Consider the following 20,687-nt stretch of genomic DNA (forward strand, 5'->3'; position numbering starts at 1 on the left):
CTTCGGACAGAGTGGGCAAAGGCCCGTTGAACCGCGCCAGGGCCACGTCGGGAGCATGGGCCGCCGTCGTCCACCACCTCCCGGCACGACGCGCCCTCGCCGCAGGGGTTTTGACCGATTCAGCCGAGGTACCTCCTGGGTGTGACACCAGTGGAACAGGGCCCTGCCGCGACCGATGCCGGTGACGGTGACGGCTGGAGCACCTTCGAGCTCGTCAGCGATGTTCCCGACATCGCGAAGGTGCGCCGATGGGCCCGATCGGTGCTGTGCGACCTGATCGAGGACGATCTCGTCGACGTGCTCCTCGTCGTCTCCGAACTCACGTCGAACGTGTTCGACCACGCCCGGTTTCCCGCACGCGTCAAGCTGCGCAGGTCGGCAGAGCCCTGCGTCGTCGGCATCGTCGCCGAGGACTCCTCACCCGTACTGCCCCGGTTGCACCCTTCCACGCCCGACTCGGCGCGCAGCCGCGGACTCGTAATCGTCGAGCAGCTGTCCGAACGGTGGGGCGTGGTCCAGCGCCTGGCGGGCAAGTCGGTGTGGGCCGTCCTGCCGTGCGCAACGGTGTCCTGACCGCCTCAGCCGCCTCCGGCACGCCGGTCCGAGAACGCGTGCTCCACGCTGGGGCGCACCGTGAAGAGGGCCTCCAGGCCGATCATGCCCAGAACGCGGAGGACCTGGCGCGGCACGGCGACCAGGACGATGTCCGCGCGTGCGGACAGCGCGTGGTTCCGGGCGGCGATGAACGCCGAAATCCCGCTGGAATCGCAGAAGAGCAGACCGGACAGGTCCACCACGAACAGCTGTCCGCTGTGCAGGGAGAGGTCACCGATCCTCTCGAGGAGCTCGGGCGTGGTGTGCGCGTCGAGATCACCTCGGACGGCGAGGACCACACCGTCCGCGACCACGCGCACGGTCACCGAGAAGACGTCCTCGCTCACGCGTCATCACCTTCCCGGACGGGGACGCTCAACGCCAGCAGGGCCGTGTCGTCCTCGACACCGTCACCCAGGTGTTCCAGCAACCGGCTCACCGCCTCGACCACGCCCGGTGCGGTCGCCGGCGCCAAGCCGCTGAGCTCGTCCCGGAGATCCTCCTCGCTGTACCAGCTGCCCACGCCGGTCCGCGCCTCGGTCAGGCCGTCGGTGTAGAGGAGGATGGCGTCACCCGGCCCCAGACGGATCTCCGCGACCGCGAAACGTGCCTCGGGCAGCGCGCCGACGAGCTGCCCGCCGCGCAGGTGCAGCAACGACGACGTCCTGTCCGCCCTGAACACCAAGGCCGGTGTGTGACCGCCACCCGCCAGCGTCATCACGGCGCCGTCGCCGTCGGGACGGACGCTGCCGCAGATGACCGTGCAGAACCGCGGGTACATGCCTTCGGACGCCTGGTAGAGCACGGTGTTGAGGTGGTCGAGCACACTCACGGGATCGGGGTCGTAGACCGCCGCCCCGCGCAACGTGTACCGGATCAGCGAGGTCACCACGGCCGCGTTCTCCCCCTTGCCGGACACGTCCCCGAGGAAGAAACCCCACTTGCCGCCGGGCAACGGGAACAGGTCGTAGAAGTCACCGCCGACCTGGTCGAGTGACGCCGGGTGGTAGTAGGCGGCGGCCTGCATCCCGGGAACCGCGGGCAGGACCGGGGGCAGCAGGGTCTGCTGCAACGTCCTCGCGAGCCGCTGCGCCCGGTCCCGTTCACGCTCCGCCTGTTCGCGTGCCCGGAGCAGCTCCTCCTCGTACCGGCGGCGGTCGCGCGCGTCGAACACCGTGGTCCGGATCAGCTGCGCCTTGCCGCCGGCATCGGACTTGACCTTCGACGTCAGCAACACCGGCAACCGCGTGCCCTCGGCGGTCTTGAGCTCCAGCGCGACGCCACCGAGCTCGCCCTGCATCTGCACCAGCGGAGCGAAGTGCGTCTCGTAGTAGATCCGTCCACCCACGGTGAGCAGGTCCGAGAAGCTCATGCGGCCCACCACCGCGTCCCGCTCGCGACCGAGCCAGCGCAGCAGCGTCGCGTTGATCTTCGCGATGGTCCCGTCGAGCAACGTCGACACGTACCCGCACGGCGCGTTGTCGTAGAGGTCCTCGACGCTGTCCTCGAGCAAGGCCGAGACGTCCGGCTCGATGTCGCCGGACCCGCTCATCATCGACTCCCGGCGAAGTCCGCGATCGCCGCGGCGGTCGCCTCGGGTGCACTGAGCTGCGGACAGTGCCCGACCGCGTCCAGAGTCACGAGCTCACTCCCCCGGACCTGGTCGTGGACGAACTGCCCCACCTCCCGCGGCGCGATGGCGTCCCGGGCGCACTGGACCACCAGCGTCGGCACGGTGACCTCCGCCAGATCACGCCTGTTGTCCGACAGGAACGTCGCGCGGGCGAACACCCGCGCGATCACCGGATCGGTCCGGCAGAAGCTGTTCGTCAGCTCCTCCCCGAGCTCCGGGCGACCGGGGTTGTCCATGATCACCGGCGCCATCACCGCCGACCAGCCCAGGTAGTTGGCCTCCAGCGCGGCGAGCAGCTCGTCGACGTCCTCGCGGCTGAACCCACCCCGGTAGTCACCATCGTCCACATAGCGCGGTGACGGCGTCAGCAGCACCAGCTTCGCGAACCGCTCCGGCTCCCGGTTGGCCGCGAGAACCGCGATCATCGCGCTGACCGAATGCCCGACCAGCACGACATCGCGCAGCTCCAGTTCGCGGCACAGCGTCAGCAGGTCATCGGCGTACGCGTCGAGGCTGCCGTAACGCTCCGCTGTCCACGCCGCCACGTCCGACCGCCCGGCCCCGACGTGGTCGAACAACACCACCCGGTACCTGTCGGCCAGCAGGGGCACGACCAGTCTCCACAGGTTCTGGTCGCAGCCGAAGCCGTGCGCCAGCAGAACCACCGGCCCGGACTCGTTGCCGGTCACGACCACGTTGTTCCTGCTGACGACGTCCACCAGGTGATCCTGCCACCTCCACCGGCGGTGGGACCGGTCTCGAACCGGGGTACCGCAGGAGCGTGGTTCACGAGACCTCCAATCCTTCTCCACGCGCGGCTCGGCGCCCGTCCATAGGCTCCGAAGCCGGCGCCCCGAGCGTGTCTGGGATGAAGGAGGAGCCGATGCCGAGGTTGGTGCGATCCGAGGACGCCGCCGCGCTCTGCGGCGCCTGCCCCACCGACCCGGTACCTCATCGATGATCTCGCTCCAGAACCTCTTCCGCGCCGAGGCGTTGCGGCATCGCGCCGAGTGGCACCTGGGCGAGCCGCGCCACCGGTTCCTGCGCACCGCGCTCCGGCAACGGCGCAAGGTGCCGGTCGTCCACCAGACCGAGGCGACCGACTGCGGCCTGGCCTGCTTGACCATGGTGCTGCGGTGGCACGGCAGCGAGGTCACGCTCCAGGGGCTTCGGGAGAGGTTCCCGATCTCGGTTCGCGGCACCACCGTCGCGGACCTGGTGGCGATGGGGTCCGCGCTGGACATGGCGCCGCGCGCCGTCAAGGCCGAACTCGGGCAGCTCCGGCAACTCGCGGTGCCGTGCATCCTTCACTGGGACATGAATCATTTCGTGGTCCTGGAATCCGCCGACCGCCGGTACGCGCACGTCGTCGACCCCGCGGCCGGATCGCGGCGGGTACCGCTCGCGGAGGTCTCGAAGCACTTCACCGGGGTCGCGCTGGAACTCCGGGCCCCGGCTTCCTGGCAGCCGCTCCCGACCCAGACCAGGTTCGGGTTCCGCGCTCTCCTGTCGCCGTTGCGGGCCATCCGCGGGGTCATGCTGGCCGTGTTCCTCGCCGCGTGCCTCGTCGAGGCGGCGGCGCTGGTCGCCCCGTTCTACCTGCAGACGGTCATCGACAGGGTGGTCCGCGTCGGAGACATGGGCGTGCTGCCGGTGCTCGCGGCCGGTTTCGGCGCTGTCGTCGTGGTCCACGGGGTGCTCACCCTGGCGCGGTCGCTCCTGCTCAGCAGGTTGGGGCTGCGCTTCACCGAGCACTGGCTGGCCCGTGCCTACGCCACGCTGCTGACGTTGCCGATGTCGTTCTTCCAGGCGCGGTACATCAGCGACGTCATCTCCCGGTTCCGCAGCGTCCGGGAGATTCAGACCAGGCTGTCGGCCGGGGCCATCGAGTCCATCGTGGACGGTGCGATGGGGCTGATCACCGTCGTGATCCTCTTCGTCTACGACGCCCGTCTCGCGCTGATCCCGGCCGGCGCGTTCGTGCTGTACGCCGTCATCCGGCGTCTGGTCGCGCTCCGGCAGCTCGATGCCGAGACCGAGCTGCTGCAGCACAACATCGGTCAGCAGGCATACCTGCACGAGACCATCAAGGGCATCCAGGCCGTCAAGATGTTCGTGGCCGAGCCGTTCAGGCTGTCCGCGTGGTCGAACTACCTCGTCAAGTCCTCCAACCGCGAAGCGCGGGTGCAGCGCCTGGTCGCGCTCAGCACGTCCGCCAGGGTCCTGATCGCCGGCGTGGAGAACATCGCCTCGATCGGCTTCGGCTCCGCCATGGTGATCGGCGGGCAGTGGAGCCTCGGCATGCTCTTCTCGTTCTACGGCTTCAAGGTGCTGTTCCAGAGCCGGTCGTACGCGCTGGTCGACAAGCTGGCCGAGGTGGCGTTGCTGCGACCGCACCTCGACCAACTGGCAGACGTCATCTGCGCGAAGCCGGAGCCGGTGCCGGACCCAGGCCGTGGGCGCGGTCGTGGCCAGATCGAGTCGCTGGAACTGCGTGACCTCGGCTTCGGCTACTCCCCGCTCGACAGCCCGGTCCTGGTGGCGTGCTCGTTCAAGGTCGAGCGGGGCGAGACGCTCGCGATCTCCGGCAGCTCCGGCGCCGGCAAGAGCACGCTCATCCGCGTGCTGGTCGGACTCCTGACGCCCACCCGCGGCCGGATCGTCGTCAACGGCGAAGAGCTGTCCGACGAGGACCGGCGGTGGTACCGCGGCCGTCTCGGTGCGGTCATGCAGGACGATCAGCTGCTCGGCGGCACGATCAAGGAGAACATCTGCTTCGCGGACTCCGCGCCGGACCTCGTGCACATGCGGCGGTGCGCCGAGATCGCGTGCATCGCCGAGGACGTCGAGCGGATGCCACTGGGTTTCGACACGCCGTGCGGCGACATGGGCTCCACGCTGTCCGGCGGCCAGCGCCAGCGGATACTCCTGGCCAGGGCGCTCTACAAACGACCGGACGTCCTGGTCCTCGACGAGGCGACCAGCAACCTCGACCCCCTCAACGAGGGTCGGGTGTTCGAGAACCTGCGGGCGTTGCCCATGATCAAGATCCTGGTCGCCCACCGCCAGGAGACGCTGCGGATGGCCGAGCGCACCCTGCCGTTGCGGCGTGGACGACTCGGCACGACCGACCCCGTCGACGAGGTGAGCGCCTGATCGGTGTCACGTGACCAGCCAGCGGCGGGCGAGCGACTCGAACGTGTCGGCCGGCCGGCGAGCCCGGCAGTACCGCCACCGGTTCGACCGGATGAACGGGTGCGGATCGCTGCCCTCGGCGAGGATGGCGGCGACCCTGGCCTTGAACTCCGCGACGTCGGGCAGCCGGACCTCCGTGCGCGGGTCGAACGGCGTGAACCAGGAATCGGCCACGTCCGCGATCGTGTACATCGGATAGGTCCTGTCGCAGATCCGGTACTCCCCCGGCCACAGCCGAGGCTCCTCGCGCCCGAGGAGGACCGCCGTCACCCGGTGCAGCCCGTCCCGCACGAACTGACGCCCGTCGGGAAACCGGTCGACGACGATCGGGGCTGGCAGGCCTGAGGGCGAGCGCACCTCACGAAAGTCGCCACCCCTCCGCACGTGCGCCGTCATCGCTCGCCGCGTCGCCGACGGCAGGCGGAAACCGGACTGCGTGGGCATCAGGCCGTCGAGTTCCAGCATCACCGCTCCGTGCCGGACCACAGCTCGCGGACCAGGTGCTCGTCCAACTCCCCCGTCCGCGCGGGCAGGCGGTGGGCGGGTCGCGCGATCACGGCCGAGATCTCCGGTGACTCGAACGGGACGGGCACCGCGGGGTGCTCGGCACGGAAGACCGCGCCGCACTCCTCGCGGCGGAACGGACTGCGGGGTGAAGGCTGGAGGTCCAAGATCATCACCGCGACGAGGCGCACGGCGGCGGCAGCGATCCCCGTCTCCTCCCGCAGTTCGCGGCTCGCGCACCCGGCCGGCGACTCGCCCGCGTCCCGCAGGCCCCCTGGCAACTCCCAGCAGTCGCGCCGGCGGTTGTGCACGAGCACCACCCCGCCGGGGACGCCCAGCAGGACGAGCGCGAGCGTGATCCGCCCGAAGCGCTCGGCATCGGCGTCCTCATCGACGCGCTCCAGGTGCACGAGGCGATCTCCCCGCTCGCCGAAGGTCAGCACGTCATGGCCCGGCGGGGATCGTGCGGCGCCGCAGCGACGCACACGCGACAAGGAGCGCCGGCAGGTTCTCGTGGAGCGCGTCGAGCACACCTCGGGGCCGCTCCCCGGTCAGGTCCTCGAAGTCGGTGCTCACGACCGCGTGCCGGCCCTCGGCCACCGCCAGTTCGATGTCGACCAGGGAGTCGGCCACGTGTTCCCACAGGCCCAGCCTGAGCAGGTTTCGCCGCAGCACCACCGGTTCCGTCGTCACGGCGACGACCTCCCGGCCGCACACCTCGCCCGCGACCGTCGCGATGGTCTGCCGGTCGATCGCCGCGCCGCCGGTGATGTCGAGCACCCTGCGCCCGCCGGCCTCGGCCGACAGCGCCGCCGCGGCGGCTCGCGCGCAGTCGTCCCGGAGGACGTAGCCGACCGGTGCGGCCGGGGCGATGGTGGTCAGCCTCCCGAACACGAGCACCGCGGGAAGGGTGTCGAAGAACTGGTCGGCGTAGAGGTTGTTGCGCAGCACGGTCCAGTCGAGCGCGCTGTCCGCGAGGCACTGCTCGGTCTGCCAGTGGTCGTCGAACAGCGACGGCTCCGGCGTCGGCCTGGGCGAGCTGATCGACGTGTAGACCACGTGCGCGACGCCGCAGCGTTGTGCCGCCGCGATCACGGCCCGGTGCCGCGCGAGCCGGCGCCGGCGGGTCGGATCGGAACCGGTGCTGATGAGCAGCAGGCGATCGACACCGGCGAACGCGCGCTCCAGGGAGTCGGGCAGGTCGAAGTCGGCGAAGCGGACCTCGACGCCACCGCGCACGAGGTCGGCGGCACGCTCCAGCGAGCGCGTCGTAGCCACGACCTGGTCCGTCCCGCCGGCCCGCAGCAGCTCGACCACTCGACGCCCGAGGCGCCCGTTCGCTCCTGCCACCAGCAACGTCCGCCCGCTCACACCGCCACCTGAGCGGGGTCGTCGACGCGTTCCTCGCCGGACAACGCTCGCAGGTCCGCGATCTCGCGCAGCCACAGCGTCGAGACCGCGTCGCTCGGCATGCGCCAGTCCGCCCTGGGGGACAGCCCGACCGCCGTGACCTTCGGTCCGTCCGGCATCGCCGACCGCTTGAACTGGCTGGTGAAGAAGGCGTAGTAGAAGATCCCCATCCACTTCAGGATCTGCTCGGGTGCGTACCGGCCGTCGAACGCCCGCTCCGCGAGCCGGAACACCTTCGTCGGGGAGAACCCCGAGCGCACCGTGTGGAACACGAAGAAGTCCTGGAGTTCGTCGGGGCCGACGATCTCCTCCGTGTTCTGCGAGGATCGTCCGTCCGCGGTCGGCGGCAACAGCTCCGCGGTGCTCGGCGTGGCGCAGATGTCGCGCAGGACCGCCGCGGTCTCCTCGTCGAACAGGGTGTCCGCACACCACTCCACCAGCCGCCGCACGAGCGTTTTCGGCACTCCGGCGTTGACGTGGTACATCGACATCTGGTCGCCGTTGAACGTGCAGTAGCCCAACGCCAGTTCGGTGAGGTCTCCGGTGCCGAGGTTGAAACCACCGTGCAGACCGGCGACGTCCATCAGCACCCGGGTCCGCTCCCGCGCCTGCGCGTTCTGGAACGTCGCGTCGTGGCGTCCGGAGTGCCCGATCGCACCGAGGTGATGCTCGGTCGACTCCTTGATCGGGATCACCTCGCACGTGACGCCCAGGAGCCCGGCCAGCGTCTCGGCGTTGCCCCGCGTCCGGCGGGTCGTACCGGGGCCGGGCATCGTGACCGCGACGATGCCCCGCCGGTCGACGCCCAGCCGGTCGAAGGAGTTCACCGCGACCAGCAGGGCCAGGGTCGAGTCGAGGCCACCGGACAGGCCGATGCTCACCACCGGCCCGGCGCGGCCGGATCGCTGCGCGGCCAGGTGCCGCAGCCGCGTGCACAGCGCCGTGGTCTGGATCGTGAACGCCTCGAAGCAGTGCTCCGCCCGATCCTCGGGGTCCTCCGGGACGAACGGCGTTCGTGACGGCACCGGTCTCAGCGCACCGGCGGCGGGACCGTCGGAATCGGGCCGCGGCAGGGGGAACTCGACCCTGCGCAGCGGCCCGCCGGTCGAGGAGGAGAACCCCGGGGTCCGCGTTCGCTCACCGCCGAGGTGCTGGAGGTCGACATCGGTCACGATCTGCTCGGTCTCGAAGCCGAACCGGCGTGACTCGGCCAGGGTGACGCCGTTCTCGACGATCATCGAGTGGCCGCCGAACACGGTGTCGGTCGAGGATTCGCCCGGACCGGCCGCGGCGTAGACGTAGGCGGCCACACACCGTGAGGCCTGTTCGCGGACCAGGTCACGGCGGCGGCGGGCCTTGCCGGCCAGTTCGTTGCTCGCCGAGGGGTTGGCCAGGACCGTCGCGCCGCCGAGCGCCAACCGGCCGCTCGCCGGCTGCGGCGTCCACAGGTCCTCGCAGATCTCGACGCCGATCGTGCACCCCGGCAGGTTGCGGGCCGTGAACACCAGGTCCTCGCCGAACGGTGCCTGGTTGCCCGCGATCTCCACCTCGTCCTGCGTCCGCAGCACTCCGGAGGTGAACCAGCGCTGCTCGTGGTACTCCCCCGCGGTGGGCAGGCAGACCTTGGGCACGACGCCGACGAGTCGGCCGCCGGACACGAGGGCGGCGCAGTTGTAGAGGCGTCCGCCCGCCCGGACCGGGAGACCGACGATCGCCGCGACGCCCAGCCGCCGGCCCGCTCGGAGCACCTCCCGCAGTCCCTGCTCCGCGGCGCCCAGCAGCACCTCCTGGTGGAACAGGTCGGCGCACGTGTACCCGGTGAGCCCGAGTTCGGGGAACACGACCAGCCGGCAGCCGCGAGCGGCGACCCGCTCCAGCGCCTCGATCGTGGCGCGCGTGTTGTGGGCGACGTCGGCCACCCGCACCGACGGCGACACCGCGGCCAGGCGCAGGTAGCCGAGGTCGTGGCCGGTGGGATCTGGTTCGTTGCGTTCCATGTGGTTCGGCTCCCCGTTCGGCGCGGTGCAACGGAAAGAGGAGGGCCGTCGCGTGCAGCCGCCGGCCCTCCTCGCGCGTTCGCCCGGTCTAGTGGGGGCGCTCTCCGAGCGCGCCGCCGACCTCGCGCAGCAGTTCGGCGGGAACCTCCTGCAGGGCGCTCAACCGGCCGACGGCCTCCGTCGTGTCGGCGACGTAGGACTCGATCGCGCCGGTGTCGAGCGACTTGTTGTCCATGATGTGGTCTCCTCTCGATCTCGTTGGCACTGGTGTGTGCCACCAGTGCGGCGGGACTGGCTTCTGCACGCTAACTCCGTGCAGGGCAACGATTCGCGACTCGATCCGTGGACCATCCGGGTCCCTCGCGGCTCCAAGGATCTCCACGGGATCTCCATGACCCGGCCCCACCGGTGCTGGTTCGCTGAGAGCGATGACGACAAGATCAGGTGGGTTCAGGGATCGCCAACTGGGGCCGACGCTGACGCACGCCGCGCGTCACCCCTTCTACCGAGACCACTGGGCGCGGCACCTCGGCGCACCCGGCGCCGCGGACGCGTGGGCGCTGCTCGCCGCCCTGCCCCCGACCGAGCGGCGCCACCTGAGCGAGGACCTCTCGCCGATGCTCGACGACGGGGACGAGATCGTCGGTGTCGGTTTCTCGTCCGGCTCGACCGGATCGTCCATGACCCGGTACTTCACCGCGCGCGAGCGGAACCTCGCCGGCGCGTTCGCCAAGGCCGCGGCCGGACCTCCTCCGGCGGGCGCGGTACGACCGCTGCGGCTGGACTTCCTGTCCACGTGGCACGGAGTGGGCGGGGCCGACACGTCGGGCGCGGTGCGAGTGCCGGGAACCGTGGTGGACGACGAACACGCCGAGCGCACGATCCACATGCTCCGCAGGAGGTTCACCGCTCCCGGCGTCGCCTCCCGCGTGTCCATGCTGTCGGGCGGGGTCATCGGCATCCACGCCTTCACCCGGTACGTCGTCGACCACGAGATCCCGGTCTCCGACTTCGCGATCGGGGTCGTCGGGCTCTTCGGCGGCTACCCCGGTCGCAGGCGGATCGCCTGGCTGGGCGAGTACTGGCAGTGCCCCGTGCTCGACAGCTTCTCCGTCTCGGAGTGCCGCGGGAAGGCGCTGGTGTGCCCGCACTGCGGGTACCTGGAGTTCGACCCGCAACTGGTGGCGCAGGCCGTCGCCCTCGACTCCCACGAGCTGGTCACCGCCGGCACGGCGAGGCTGGCCGTGACGGAGCTCTACCCCTTCGGAATCGCCCAGCCGATCGTCAAGTACCTGACCGGCGACCTCGTCGAGGTGCTCGACGAGACGTCCGCGTGCCGCACCGGCCACGTGGGCGGGCTGCGCCGCATCGGCCGGGTCGAGACCTCGATCATCGCCTCGGTCGACGGGACGACGACGGTGCTGGTCCCGTCGCAGGGCCTGTACGACGCCTTCGACCGGCCCGGTGTGTGCCGTGCCGACTTCCGCTCGACGCTGAGCGGGGTGACGGTCAACGACCTCGCCCAGCCCCACGTCCACACGTCGCTCAGCGAAACGGGTGGCACGCTGCGCCTGCGGTGCCGCTATCGGCCGGACGGCTCAGGCCTCGACTGCGCCGCCGACGTCCTCGCGGCACTGCGGTCGTGGCCCGCGGCCCGAGCCTGGGCGGACAGCGGCCGGCTGATCATCGACGTGGTCGCCGATCCCGCCACCGCGCCACCGCGGGCGAAGTTCGCCTGACGTCGGTGACCGGAGTCCTGGTCAGTCGATGGGCGGGGGTGAGCCGTCCTGCGGCCCGCGCCCCGCCGCCCCGAGGAACGCGCCGAGCTCGCCCGCGAACATCGACCAGGCCGGATCGGCGTCCGCCAGGAGGTGGCTGTCGCCGGGCAGCGCGACGAAGGTGCTCCCCGGCAGCAGGTTCGCCAGTTCGAGCCCCGCTGCCAGCGGCACCGATCGGTCGTTCCTGGCGTGCACGGCCAAAACGGGGCACCGCACCGCCCTGGCCGCCGAACGGATGTCCACGTGGGCGAACAGGGTGACGATGCGGACAGCGGTCTCCGGCGAGACGGCCAGGCGGCAGGCCTCGTCGAACTGCTCCCACTCCTCACGGCTCGCCTTCGGCAGCATCCTGGCCGTGAAGACCTGGCGGATCCCGGACTCGTCGTGCTCCCAGCCCATCCGGGCGAGGTCGAGGTCGAACGCCGCCAGTTCCTTCTCCCGCTGGGTCGTGGCCCTCGCCATCCGTCCCCGCGCGAACGATCCGTAGAGGACCAGGCTGTCGACCCGCTCCGGGTAGCGGCCGGCGAAAGCGACGGCGACCGCGGCGCCTTCGGACACGCCGAGGAGCGGGAACCGCTCGAGACCGAGCGCGTCGACGACCGCCAGCAGGTCGTCGACCCAGTCGTCGAGGCCGAAGCGATCGACCTCCCGATCGGACAGCCCGCAGCCACGCGCGTCATAGCGGACCAGCGTGTGCCGTTCGGTAAGGCGCAGGAGCCCGTGACCGGGCGCCCCGTGGTCCAGGCTCGTCATGCCTCGCGCGGCCTGGACGAGCACCGGACCGGACCCGGTCAGCGCGTGAGCCAGCCGGACGCCGTCCCGCGAGGTGCAGAACCGGATTCCCTGCTGCGGCCACACCACGGGTGTGCTCGGCGGCACGCTGACCTCGGTGCGCGCCTCGCGCACCGAAGCCACCAGTTGGTACCCGCGGCCGAACATCGTCCGGATGACGCGCTGGGACGTCCCGTTGTCACCGACGGCGCGCCGCGCGGCCTTCACCCGGGACGCCAGCGCCGAGTCGCTCACGAAACGGTCGCCCCACACGCTGTCCAGCAGTTCGGTCCGGGGCACCACTCGATCGCGGTGCCGGATCAGGTGGAGCAGCACCTGGAACACCTGCGGCTCCACGTGCACCCGCTCGCCGCCTCGACGCAGTTCCAGTCGTGCCGGGTCCAGGGAGTAGTCCTCGAACTCGTAGCGCACCGGCTCCCTCTCCCCCGAGACCCTCGACCGGCTCCCCCGCACGAACGCCGGCTGTGCCGAATCTCCCGGCTGTGGCTGGACGGCGAATGGACGTCGTCCGGCGGCAACTGGACGACGTCTGGACCGAGAGGCTTCGCGGTCGCGGCGGCCACCCCGTGCTCACGCGTGCTGGCGGGCGACTCCCAGGCCTGCGCGGGCACGGTCCTGCTCGTCCTGGTCGCCGGTCCCGGTGGCGATCCGCAGTGCGCTGGTGTGCGCGTCGCGGGCCTCGTCCAGCCGGCCCGCCGTCCGCAGGATCTCGCCGAGACCGTTGAGGGCGCTCGCCTCCCCGTACCGGTGGCCGATGTCCCGGAACTTCTCCAGGGCGGACGTGTAGCAGCGGTGCGCCCGGGCCCAGTCGCCGAGCAGGGTGTGGACGTGGCCCAGGTTGCTCAGTGCCGACGCCACGCCGTAGCTGTGGTCGAGGCGCTCGAACAACTCCTGCGCCTCGGACAGGTGCCGGACCGCGTCCGGATAGCGCCGCAGGTTCGTGCACACGTCACCGAGGTTGGACAGGGCGCTGGCCTCGCCGACCGCGTCCCCGAGACCGCGGAACAGCTCCAGCGCGCGTTCCAGGTACTCGGCGGCACCGGCGTAGTGGCCGGGGCGGCTGTACGCGTTGCCGAGGTTGAGCAGCGCCGCCGCCTGTCCGTACCGGCTGTCCAGCCGCTGGTGCAGGGCCAGCCCCTCCAGGTGCAGTGACGCCGCTTGCTCGTACTCCCCGAGCCGTTCGTGGACGATGCCGAGGTTCGACAACGCCCGCGCCGCGCCGTAGTGGTCGCCGGTCCGCCGGTGCAGGTCTATCGCCTCGGTCAGGTGCCTGGCCGCCTGGTCGTAGTCGCCGAGGAGGCGGCTCAGCGCGCCGAGGTTGGTCAGGGCCGCGGCCAGCACGCCGTCCTCGCCGGCCCGCTGGGCGGCGCGCAACGCGCACTCGTGGATGGTCGACGCGTCCGCGTAGTGACCACCCTCCAGATAGCGGAACAGCGTGTTCGCCAGGTCGATCGGGTAGCCGGTCCGGCCGTCCCGTTCGGCGAAACGGCACAGAGCGACGAGGGTGGACCGTTCGGCGTCGAGCCAGGCGCGCGCGGCGTCGGCGGTGGGGAACGCGAGCGCCGGCGTCACGGAGACGTCGGGCCGGTAGGGGCGGTCGGCCGGGTAGAGCAGGTCCATCGCCGCCGACGCGGTCGCCAGGTGGTGGGCGAGCAGCCGCTCGGTGGCGGCGGACCGCTCCGGCGCCGGATCGTGCTCGCGGGCCAGTTCCTCGGCGTAGGCACGCAGGAGGTCGTGCACGACGAACCTGCCGGCCGGTACCGGCTGCACGAGGTGGTTGCGGGCCAGCACCTCCAGGGTCAGGCGCGAGGAGTCCGGGTCGCTCCCGGTGAGAGCGGCGAGCGCGAACGGTGTCACGTCCGGGCCCGCGTGCAGACCCAATCGCCGGAACGCCTTCGCGACCTGCGGCGGCAGCTGGAGGTACGACCACGAGAAGACGGTCCGCACGGCGGCGCGGACGTCGTCGCCGGCGTCGAGCACGTGCAACCGGCGGCGCCGGTCGGCCAGTTCGCCGGTCAGCTCGGCCAGCGCGCTGTCCGGCCGGGACGCGGCCAGCTCGGCGGCGATCCGGAGCGCGAGCGGCAACCGGCCGCACTGCGCGGCCAGCTCCGCCGCGGCGGCGGGTTCCCGTCGCACCCGCTCGCCGATCAGCGTGCGCAGCAGCGTTGTCGCGTCCGGCGCCGGCAACAGGTCCACGTCGAGCCGGTGGGCGCCGTGCAGCGCGACCAGGCCCGCCAGGCTGTTGCGGCTGGTCACCAGCACCAGCGAGCCCGGCGTGCCGGGCAACAGCGGCCGCACCTGATCCACCGACGACGCGTTGTCGAGCACGATCAGCACCCGCCGGTCGGCGAGTTCGGCGCGATACCGCGCGGCCCGCTGATCGGGATCGACCGGGACGTCCGCTCCGGTCACGCCGAGGCCGTCGAGCAGGCGGCTCAGGGCGTCCTCCGCCGTCACCGGCGACCGCGGGTCGTACCCGCGCAGGTCCACGTACAGCTGCCCGTCGGGGAAGTCCGGCCGGATGCCGTGAGCGCAGTGCAGCACGAGCGCTGTCTTGCCCACGCCGGCTGTGCCGCACACGACGACGATGGGCACCCCGGTCCGCTCGGCCCCCAGCACCCGGCCGAGTTCGGCGAGCTCCGCGTGCCTGCCGGTGAAGCCGAACACGTCTCCCGGCAGTTGGTTCACGCCGGGCGACGCGGGCCGGGATTCCGCCTGTGCGGTGACGCCGTCCACGGGGGCTTCCTCGAGCGCGTCGAGGTAGGCGGCGGTCAGTTCGGGTCCGGGGCTGACACCCAGCTCCTCCGCGAGATGTCGCCGCACCAGGTTGTAGGTGCCGAACGCCTGGTCACGCTGACCGGCCGCGGTGTAAGCCCGGATGAGCAACGCGTGCGTCGCCTCGTCGAGCCCGTGCGCGGCCGCGTCCTCGACCAGCGCGGGCAGCACGTCGCGCGCCGCCCCGATCGTGATCATCACCTCGGTGTGCCGGGCCAGTGCCGCCCGGCGCTCCTCGGCCAGCGTGACGACGGCGGGGTGGGCGTCGAGCACCGGCACGTCGGCGAGCGGACGTCCGTGCCACAACCCCAAGGCCTCGCCCAGCAGGTCCGCGGCGTGCCGGGGGTCGTCGCGCGCCACTGAGTTGGCGCGGGCGACCAGCGAGCGGAACCGCATCACGTCGACCCCGTCCGGGGGCAGGTCGAGCGCGTACCCATCGCCCACGGAGGGCAGGAGCGTGCTCGGCGCGCGGGCGCCGCGGTCGGGTTCGAGCACCTGCCGCAGGTGCTTGACGTGGGTGTGGATGACGTTGGTCGCGCTGAGCGGCGGTCGTTCTCCCCACAGCGCGTCGAACAGCTCGGCGCGGGTCACCGGCTTGCCGCCGGCGAGGGCGAGCAAGCCGAACACGGCTTTGCGGCCGGCCGGGCCGAGTGCCAGCGCGGTGCCGTCACGCCAGGCCCGGACGGGGCCGAGCACTTGAACGACCAGCACTCACGACCCCCATCATGCCGCTCGTCCCGGCGCAAACGAAGTTCCATGCTGGCACGCCCCGCAGAACCGTTCCAGCCGCCATCCAGACGATCAGCGAAGTGCGGACGCATTCCGGTCCAGAGGCCGACCAGAGGCGGTCCAGCCGTGACGGAAAGCATCGAGGTGCGGCAGCTTGCCGGCGGTGGAACGGACGTGCACGGCACGAACTGTGCGACGTCCACCCACGCTGATTGGGGGACAGGCGGAATGCGCTTAGGTGAGCTGCACCCGAATCTCCGGCTGCGCATCACCGTGGCGTTCGTCGAGCGGACCCTCAACACGATCATCACCCCGCTCATGGCCATCTACCTGGCGAACGAGGTCGGCGCGGCGCGGGCCGGGCTGCTGGTCGGGGCGGCGGTCGTGCTCGCGGTGGTCGCGAGTCTGGCCGGAGGACCGGTCGCGGACGGCAGGGGCAGGCGGTTGCCGCTGCTGGTGGGCACGGCCGGCACGGCGGTCGCGTTCCTGGGCATGGCGGCGGCCAGTTCGCCGTGGTGGGACTCCGCGGCGGCGCTGTTCGCCTTCTACGTGCTCAACAACGTGGTGTCGAACTTCGCCCTGCCCGCGAACGAGGCGATGATCGTCGACGTCACCCCGGCCGAGCACCGCAAGGCCGTCTACACCCTCCAGTACTGGACGGTGAACGCCGCGCTCGCGGCGGGCGCGTTGTTCGCGAGTTTCCTCTACAGCGGGTACTTCACCGCGATGCTGACCGTCGCGGCCGCGGTCGCGGGTGTGGCCGCGCTGGTGAGCCTGAGATACCTGACCGAGACCATGCCCGAGGCGGTCGGCCGGCCGCGGTTCGGCGAGCTGTTGCGCGGCTACGCCGAAGCGCTCCAGGACCGCCTGTTCCTGCGACTCGTCGCGGGCATGACGCTGTGGCTGGGCCTGGAGACCCAGCTCATCGGCTACATCGGCGTGCGCCTGGCGCAGGCGTTCCCGGAGCGTCGTGAGTGGCTCGCGCTCGGACCGTGGCACGTCCACCTCACCGGGGTGGAGGTGCTGGGTGTGCTGCGCGCCGAGAACACGCTGCTCATCATGGCGCTGGCGGTGTTCTCCGAACGGCTGGCGCGCGGGCTCGCCGACCGGTCGCGCGTCTACCTGGGCATCGCCCTGTTCACGACGGGCACCGTGGTCCTCGCCCTCGGCGCGGACCTGGTGGTGCTGATGGCCGCGGTGCTGGTGCTGACGATCGGCGAGTTGCTGCACATCCCGGTGATGCAGGCGATGCTCGCCGGCCTTGTTCCCGACCACGCGCGCACCCGCTACATGGCGGTGTTCAAGCTCGACGTCCAGGGCGGCCTGCTGATCTCGGCCGCGGGGATCAGCGCGGGCACGGTGCTGCCGCCGTGGGGGATGGCGGCGGCGTTCTGCGTGCTCGCCGCGCTGATCGTGACGTCCTACCGGCCCGTGCTCGCCCGGCGGGCCGTCGGTTCGTCCACATAGGAACTGTCCACACGAGAACGATCCGGAGAGAAGGAACGCCGCGATGGCAGTCAAGAGCATCGGCGACGCCCACGTTGTCGTGCTGAACCGGTGGCGCGACTCTTTCGCCGAGTACGCCCGTTACCTCGACCACGACATCGCCCGCGTCACCTACGTCACGACCGATGTCGGCCGGGCCGCGGTGCCCGCCAACGCCCGCGAGGTCGTGGTCGTCGAGGACCTGCTCGACCACGCCGCGGTGCGGGCGGCGCTGGAACCCGCGTTGCGCACCCACGGCCGCCCGGAGGCGGTGGTGGCGCTCCAGGAGAGCAACTTCGCCGTGGCGGCTGCGCTGCGGGAGGAGTTCTCCTCACGGGGCCGCAAGTCCGCCGACCTCCACCACTTCCTGGACAAGCACGCGATGCTGCTGGCCGCGCGGCGGACCGGCGTGCCCGTGCCGCGCTTCGAGTTGGTCACCGACTCCTTCGGGCTCACCGGTTTCGCCGCCGAGGCCGGCTGGCCGGTGATGGTGAAGTCGTTGCAGGGCCGTGCGAGCACGGGGGTCCGGCGGCTCGACTCGGCCGATGCCGTCCCCCTGCTGGACCTCCCCTTCGACTCCGGGCATCCGCTGGTGGTCCAGGAGTACCTGCCGCACCGGATCCACCACGTCGACGGCGTGCACCTCGGCGGCGGCGTGCTGGGACCGTGGCGGCTCAACGCGTATCAGAACGTGCCCGGCGCGGCGGCTCTCGGGCCGCTGGCCTTCGCCATGGGAGAGCCGGTCGGCTCGGTCGAGATCGACGACCCGGCGCTGCTCGCCGAGGCCGAGAAGTTCCTGCGGGTGCTGGTGCCCGGCATGTCCGCCGACCCGTGGGTGTTCCACCTGGAGCTGTTCCTGACGCCGGACGGCGAGTTCGTGTTCCTGGAGGTCGGCTGCCGGCCAGGCGGCGGTGAGATCCCGTTCGTGTGGCGGGACGTGCACGGCATCGACCTGATGGAGTGCGAGTTCTCCCTGCAGTGCGGCGAGGTTCCGGACCTCGCGCCGTTCGACGACGACGAGCCGGTCGCCGGCTGCCTGCACGTGCCGCTGGACCGGCCCGCCCCGTGCCGGGTCGTCGCCGCCGGCAGCATGGTCGGAGAGGACGGCCCCTACTCCGAGGCGATCCCCGCCATCGGATCCGTCATTCCCCGTACCGCGGGCTCGTACGAGTTCGTCGGCGGCAGGTTCCGCCACCGGGGCACCTCTACCGAGGAGGTCGCCACACGGGTGATGGCGACGGCCGCGCACTACCGGCTGGTGACCGAACCGGTGCGGGTCGCGGTGATCGGCGGCCGCATCGAGATGCTCCAGGCGGCCGCGGACCTCGGCCTCGACGTGACGCTGGTGCACCACCCGGACCGCTACGACCCCCGGTCGGACGAACTGTGCGAGAACGTCTTCCACGTCGACCTGTTCGCCGAGCCGGACCGGGTCGTCGACCGCCTGCGCCGCGAACACGCCGAGCGGCCGTTCGCCAGGGTGCTCACGCTGACCGAACCGGGCCTGCTGCCCGCCGCGCGGCTCAACGCCGAATGGGGGCTGGGCGGCAACAGCGTCGAGACCGTGCGGCTGCTGAAGGACAAGGCGCTGATGCGCGACCGGCTCGCCGAAGCCGGCCTGTCGCCGGTCCGGTACCGGACCGTGCGCAGCGCCGAAGAGCTGACGGCGTTCCTGGACGAGCTGGACGGCGTGCCGCTGGTCGTCAAGCCGCTGGACTCGGGCGGCAGCGACGGCGTGGAGATGGTCGCGACGCCGCAGGACGTGCCGCCCGCGTGGCGCCGGGTCGAGGAGTCCGGACGCACCGTCGTGCTCGCCGAGGAGTACCTCGACGGGCCGGAGATCAGCGTCGAGGCGTTCAGCCACGACGGCGTGCACACCGTCGTCGCGCTGACCGACAAGTTCCTGGGCACCGGGTTCGTCGAGGTGGGCCACGCGATACCCGCCGACCTCACCCCAACGGTGCGGCGACAGGTCTGCGAGCTGACCACGGCGTTGCTGGACGCGGTCGGCCTGGTCGAAGGACCGTCGCACACGGAGATCAAGCTCACCGGGCGCGGGCCGCGCGTCGTGGAGTCGCACAACCGCGTCGGCGGCGACTACATCCCCGACCTCGTCCGGCTCGTCCACGGCGTCGACCTGATGCGGCTCGCCGTCGGCGTGCCGCTGGGTCTGGTGGCGTGGCGGCCGGAACCGCGACAGGCAGAGGGCGGCGCGGCGGTGCGGTTCGTCATCGCCGAGCCCGGCACCGTCACCGAGGTGACCGCTCCGGAAACGCTGGACCCGGCCACGTCGCTCACGCTCACCGCGAAACCCGGCACCGAGGTGCCGCCGCTGCGGTGGTCCGACGACAGGGTGTGCGGGCACGTGATCGCCACCGGCGACACCGCCGGCGACGCCGTGGCGCGCTGTGCGGAAGCGGTCTCACAGATCCGCATCAGCACCCAGGCGGGCTGACCAGGTACCGCGGACCGGCCTGGTCCACGACGTCCACGGAGTTCGAAAGTTGATGCCATGATCGTCGATCCCGCAGACCCGAACCGCTTCCTGGTCGAGCTGTCCGACCTGCGCGGACCGCTGCCCGACCAGGTTCGCCACCACCAGAACGCCCTGTACTCGGTGGTCGGCTGGGCCCACCAGTACCTGGTCAAGCCCCACCCCGACCTCGGCCGCAACGGCCCGGTCTGCCCGTTCGTCCAGTCCTCCCTGGACAAGGGGCTGCTGTACCTGGCGGTCCACCCCGGCCGACCGGGGGCGGTGGGCGAGATCATCGATGCCTTGGCCCGCTACCGGGAGTGGTGCCTGGAGCTGCGGGCGACGGCCGGGCGCGCCGCCCAGTACCTGACGATCCTGGTGCTGTTCCCGGAGAGCGCTTCCCGGCTGGTCGACGAGGCCCAGTCGCGACTCAAGGCCGACTACGTCGCACGGGGTCTGATGATCGGCGAGTTCCACGACGGGCCGCCGCCGAAGTCCGGGTTGTGGAACCCGGAGTTCCGCCCGCTGCGCAGCCCGGTGCCGATGCTGGCGATCCGGTCGCTCGTGCCGACGGACTTCCCGTTCCTGCGCGACGACCGGGACTTCGTCGCGGCCTACCTCGACCGCGTCGAACCCGAGGACATCCCGGCGCGCTGGCGTGACGACGTGGCCGAGGTCGCCGCCGGGTTCGGCCTGGGTGCTCCGCCGCTTTCATCCACAATGGACGGAAAGCTCCAGTCGTGAACGGCCGGGAGCACGGGGATGTCGTTCCACGGCAGGTACTTCACCGACCATTGAAGGTCGACCTTCGTGCCGGACGGCGTCCCGGCACCTGGCAAGCTGTGCCCATGGCGACAGACCTTGAGATCGGAAACGCGGTGGCCGGCCTGGATGTCGAGCGTGTGCCGTTCGAGGGCAAGTGGCACACCGCGCCCTACCCGGAGCGAGAAGTGGCCGGGCGGACGTGCGCGATCCTGGCCGACGACCCCGGCGTGCAGCAGTTGGTGGTCAGCCGGGACAAGGGCGAGGTGTGGTTCGCCGCTGATCGCGACGACACCGAGCTCGTCAACCAGTCGCTGGACCAGTTCGCCGCGTCCGCACGGATCTACCTGGAGGCCAAGGAACAGGCGGAGTCCACCGACCAGGACAACGACAAGGCACTGGAGAAGATCGGCAACCGCGCCCGCAAGGCGATCCGCAAAGTCGACCGGAAGGCGGTCCGTGACGAGAACCAGTTCTGGTCGGTGGCCACCGAGGAGCTCGGCTACGGCATGTGAGTGGTTCACGACGTTGGGGCACCGATCCCACCGGAAGGTCGGCGC

The 20,687-nt window shown here is 71.4% G+C and carries 17 protein-coding genes; 7 read left to right on the forward strand and 10 right to left on the reverse strand.

Annotated features, from left to right (window positions below; all coding sequences use genetic code 11):
* Positions 1-141: 141 nt before the first annotated feature.
* A complete protein-coding gene (locus PV646_RS20895) occupies positions 142-573 on the forward strand; it encodes an ATP-binding protein (RefSeq protein ID WP_500343842.1) in 432 nt (143 codons plus the stop codon).
* Positions 574-578: 5 nt separating this feature from the next.
* Here the strand turns inward: PV646_RS20895 and PV646_RS20900 are convergent, their stop codons facing one another.
* Genes PV646_RS20900 through PV646_RS20910 form a run of 3 tightly spaced genes read right to left on the reverse strand, consistent with a single transcriptional unit; the run spans position 579 to position 2,946 of the window.
* Entirely contained in the window at positions 579-941 is a 363-nt protein-coding gene (locus PV646_RS20900) for an STAS domain-containing protein (RefSeq protein WP_500343843.1), read from the reverse strand.
* Positions 938-2,146, reverse strand: a complete 1,209-nt coding sequence (locus PV646_RS20905; protein WP_500343844.1) for a PP2C family protein-serine/threonine phosphatase — start codon at positions 2,144-2,146, stop codon at positions 938-940. The genes PV646_RS20900 and PV646_RS20905 overlap by 4 nt, the downstream gene beginning before the upstream one ends.
* Entirely contained in the window at positions 2,146-2,946 is an 801-nt protein-coding gene (locus PV646_RS20910; RefSeq protein ID WP_500343845.1) for an alpha/beta fold hydrolase, read from the reverse strand. Before PV646_RS20910 ends, PV646_RS20905 begins: the two co-directional genes overlap by 1 nt.
* A 238-nt stretch (positions 2,947-3,184) precedes the next feature.
* On the opposite strand from PV646_RS20910, the gene PV646_RS20915 reads away from it, so the two are divergent.
* On the forward strand, positions 3,185-5,383 hold the full coding sequence (locus tag PV646_RS20915) for a peptidase domain-containing ABC transporter (protein WP_500343846.1): 2,199 nt from the start codon (positions 3,185-3,187) through the stop codon (positions 5,381-5,383).
* A gap of 6 nt (positions 5,384-5,389) precedes the next feature.
* On the opposite strand, the gene PV646_RS20920 is transcribed toward PV646_RS20915, so the two are convergent.
* From PV646_RS20920 to PV646_RS20940, 5 genes are all read right to left on the reverse strand, one after another.
* Positions 5,390-5,887 carry a hypothetical protein gene (locus PV646_RS20920; protein WP_500343847.1) on the reverse strand — a complete coding sequence of 166 codons (498 nt, stop codon included), beginning with the start codon at positions 5,885-5,887 and terminating at the stop codon, positions 5,390-5,392.
* Positions 5,887-6,336, reverse strand: a complete 450-nt coding sequence (locus tag PV646_RS20925; RefSeq protein ID WP_500343848.1) for an NUDIX hydrolase — start codon at positions 6,334-6,336, stop codon at positions 5,887-5,889. The genes PV646_RS20920 and PV646_RS20925 overlap by 1 nt, the downstream gene beginning before the upstream one ends.
* Before the next feature lie 34 nt (positions 6,337-6,370).
* Positions 6,371-7,297, reverse strand: coding sequence for an NAD(P)H-binding protein (locus tag PV646_RS20930; protein WP_500343849.1), 927 nt, complete (start codon positions 7,295-7,297; stop codon positions 6,371-6,373).
* Positions 7,294-9,333: an NAD(+) synthase gene (locus PV646_RS20935; RefSeq protein WP_500343850.1), complete on the reverse strand. Its 2,040-nt coding sequence runs from the start codon at positions 9,331-9,333 to the stop codon at positions 7,294-7,296. Before PV646_RS20935 ends, PV646_RS20930 begins: the two co-directional genes overlap by 4 nt.
* A gap of 88 nt (positions 9,334-9,421) precedes the next feature.
* Positions 9,422-9,568: a hypothetical protein gene (locus PV646_RS20940; RefSeq protein WP_500343851.1), complete on the reverse strand. Its 147-nt coding sequence runs from the start codon at positions 9,566-9,568 to the stop codon at positions 9,422-9,424.
* Between the two features lie 193 nt (positions 9,569-9,761).
* Between PV646_RS20940 and PV646_RS20945 the strand changes: the two genes are divergently transcribed.
* Positions 9,762-11,072, forward strand: coding sequence for a hypothetical protein (locus PV646_RS20945; RefSeq protein WP_500343852.1), 1,311 nt, complete (start codon positions 9,762-9,764; stop codon positions 11,070-11,072).
* Between the two features lie 21 nt (positions 11,073-11,093).
* Here the strand turns inward: PV646_RS20945 and PV646_RS20950 are convergent, their stop codons facing one another.
* Positions 11,094-12,314, reverse strand: a complete 1,221-nt coding sequence (locus PV646_RS20950) for an alpha/beta hydrolase (RefSeq protein ID WP_500343853.1) — start codon at positions 12,312-12,314, stop codon at positions 11,094-11,096.
* A gap of 159 nt (positions 12,315-12,473) precedes the next feature.
* Positions 12,474-15,389, reverse strand: coding sequence for an AfsR/SARP family transcriptional regulator (locus tag PV646_RS20955; protein WP_500343854.1), 2,916 nt, complete (start codon positions 15,387-15,389; stop codon positions 12,474-12,476).
* Positions 15,390-15,635: 246 nt separating this feature from the next.
* On the opposite strand from PV646_RS20955, the gene PV646_RS20960 reads away from it, so the two are divergent.
* The 4 genes from PV646_RS20960 to PV646_RS20975 all read left to right on the forward strand — a co-directional run bounded on the left by PV646_RS20960 (position 15,636) and on the right by PV646_RS20975 (position 20,642).
* On the forward strand, positions 15,636-16,874 hold the full coding sequence (locus tag PV646_RS20960; protein WP_500343855.1) for an MFS transporter: 1,239 nt from the start codon (positions 15,636-15,638) through the stop codon (positions 16,872-16,874).
* Positions 16,875-16,917: 43 nt separating this feature from the next.
* On the forward strand, positions 16,918-19,347 hold the full coding sequence (locus PV646_RS20965; RefSeq protein ID WP_500343856.1) for an ATP-grasp domain-containing protein: 2,430 nt from the start codon (positions 16,918-16,920) through the stop codon (positions 19,345-19,347).
* Positions 19,348-19,404: 57 nt separating this feature from the next.
* Positions 19,405-20,109, forward strand: coding sequence for a DUF6875 domain-containing protein (locus PV646_RS20970; RefSeq protein WP_500343857.1), 705 nt, complete (start codon positions 19,405-19,407; stop codon positions 20,107-20,109).
* Between the two features lie 104 nt (positions 20,110-20,213).
* Positions 20,214-20,642 carry an SUKH-4 family immunity protein gene (locus PV646_RS20975; protein ID WP_500343858.1) on the forward strand — a complete coding sequence of 143 codons (429 nt, stop codon included), beginning with the start codon at positions 20,214-20,216 and terminating at the stop codon, positions 20,640-20,642.
* Positions 20,643-20,687: the final 45 nt, after the last annotated feature.

The organism is Streptomyces sp. ID05-26A (assembly GCF_033794685.1).
GTDB lineage: Bacteria > Actinomycetota > Actinomycetes > Mycobacteriales > Pseudonocardiaceae > Lentzea.

Coding starts and splice junctions, on each gene's coding strand:
- PV646_RS20915 (WP_500343846.1), top strand. CDS start 3,185: ATGATCTCGCTCCAGAACCTCTTCCGCGCCGAGGCGTTGCGGCATCGC.
- PV646_RS20965 (WP_500343856.1), top strand. CDS start 16,918: ATGGCAGTCAAGAGCATCGGCGACGCCCACGTTGTCGTGCTGAACCGG.
- PV646_RS20970 (WP_500343857.1), top strand. CDS start 19,405: ATGATCGTCGATCCCGCAGACCCGAACCGCTTCCTGGTCGAGCTGTCC.
- PV646_RS20940 (WP_500343851.1), bottom strand. CDS start 9,568: ATGGACAACAAGTCGCTCGACACCGGCGCGATCGAGTCCTACGTCGCC.
- PV646_RS20920 (WP_500343847.1), bottom strand. CDS start 5,887: ATGCTGGAACTCGACGGCCTGATGCCCACGCAGTCCGGTTTCCGCCTG.
- PV646_RS20975 (WP_500343858.1), top strand. CDS start 20,214: ATGGCGACAGACCTTGAGATCGGAAACGCGGTGGCCGGCCTGGATGTC.
- PV646_RS20960 (WP_500343855.1), top strand. CDS start 15,636: ATGCGCTTAGGTGAGCTGCACCCGAATCTCCGGCTGCGCATCACCGTG.
- PV646_RS20935 (WP_500343850.1), bottom strand. CDS start 9,333: ATGGAACGCAACGAACCAGATCCCACCGGCCACGACCTCGGCTACCTG.
- PV646_RS20905 (WP_500343844.1), bottom strand. CDS start 2,146: ATGAGCGGGTCCGGCGACATCGAGCCGGACGTCTCGGCCTTGCTCGAG.
- PV646_RS20945 (WP_500343852.1), top strand. CDS start 9,762: ATGACGACAAGATCAGGTGGGTTCAGGGATCGCCAACTGGGGCCGACG.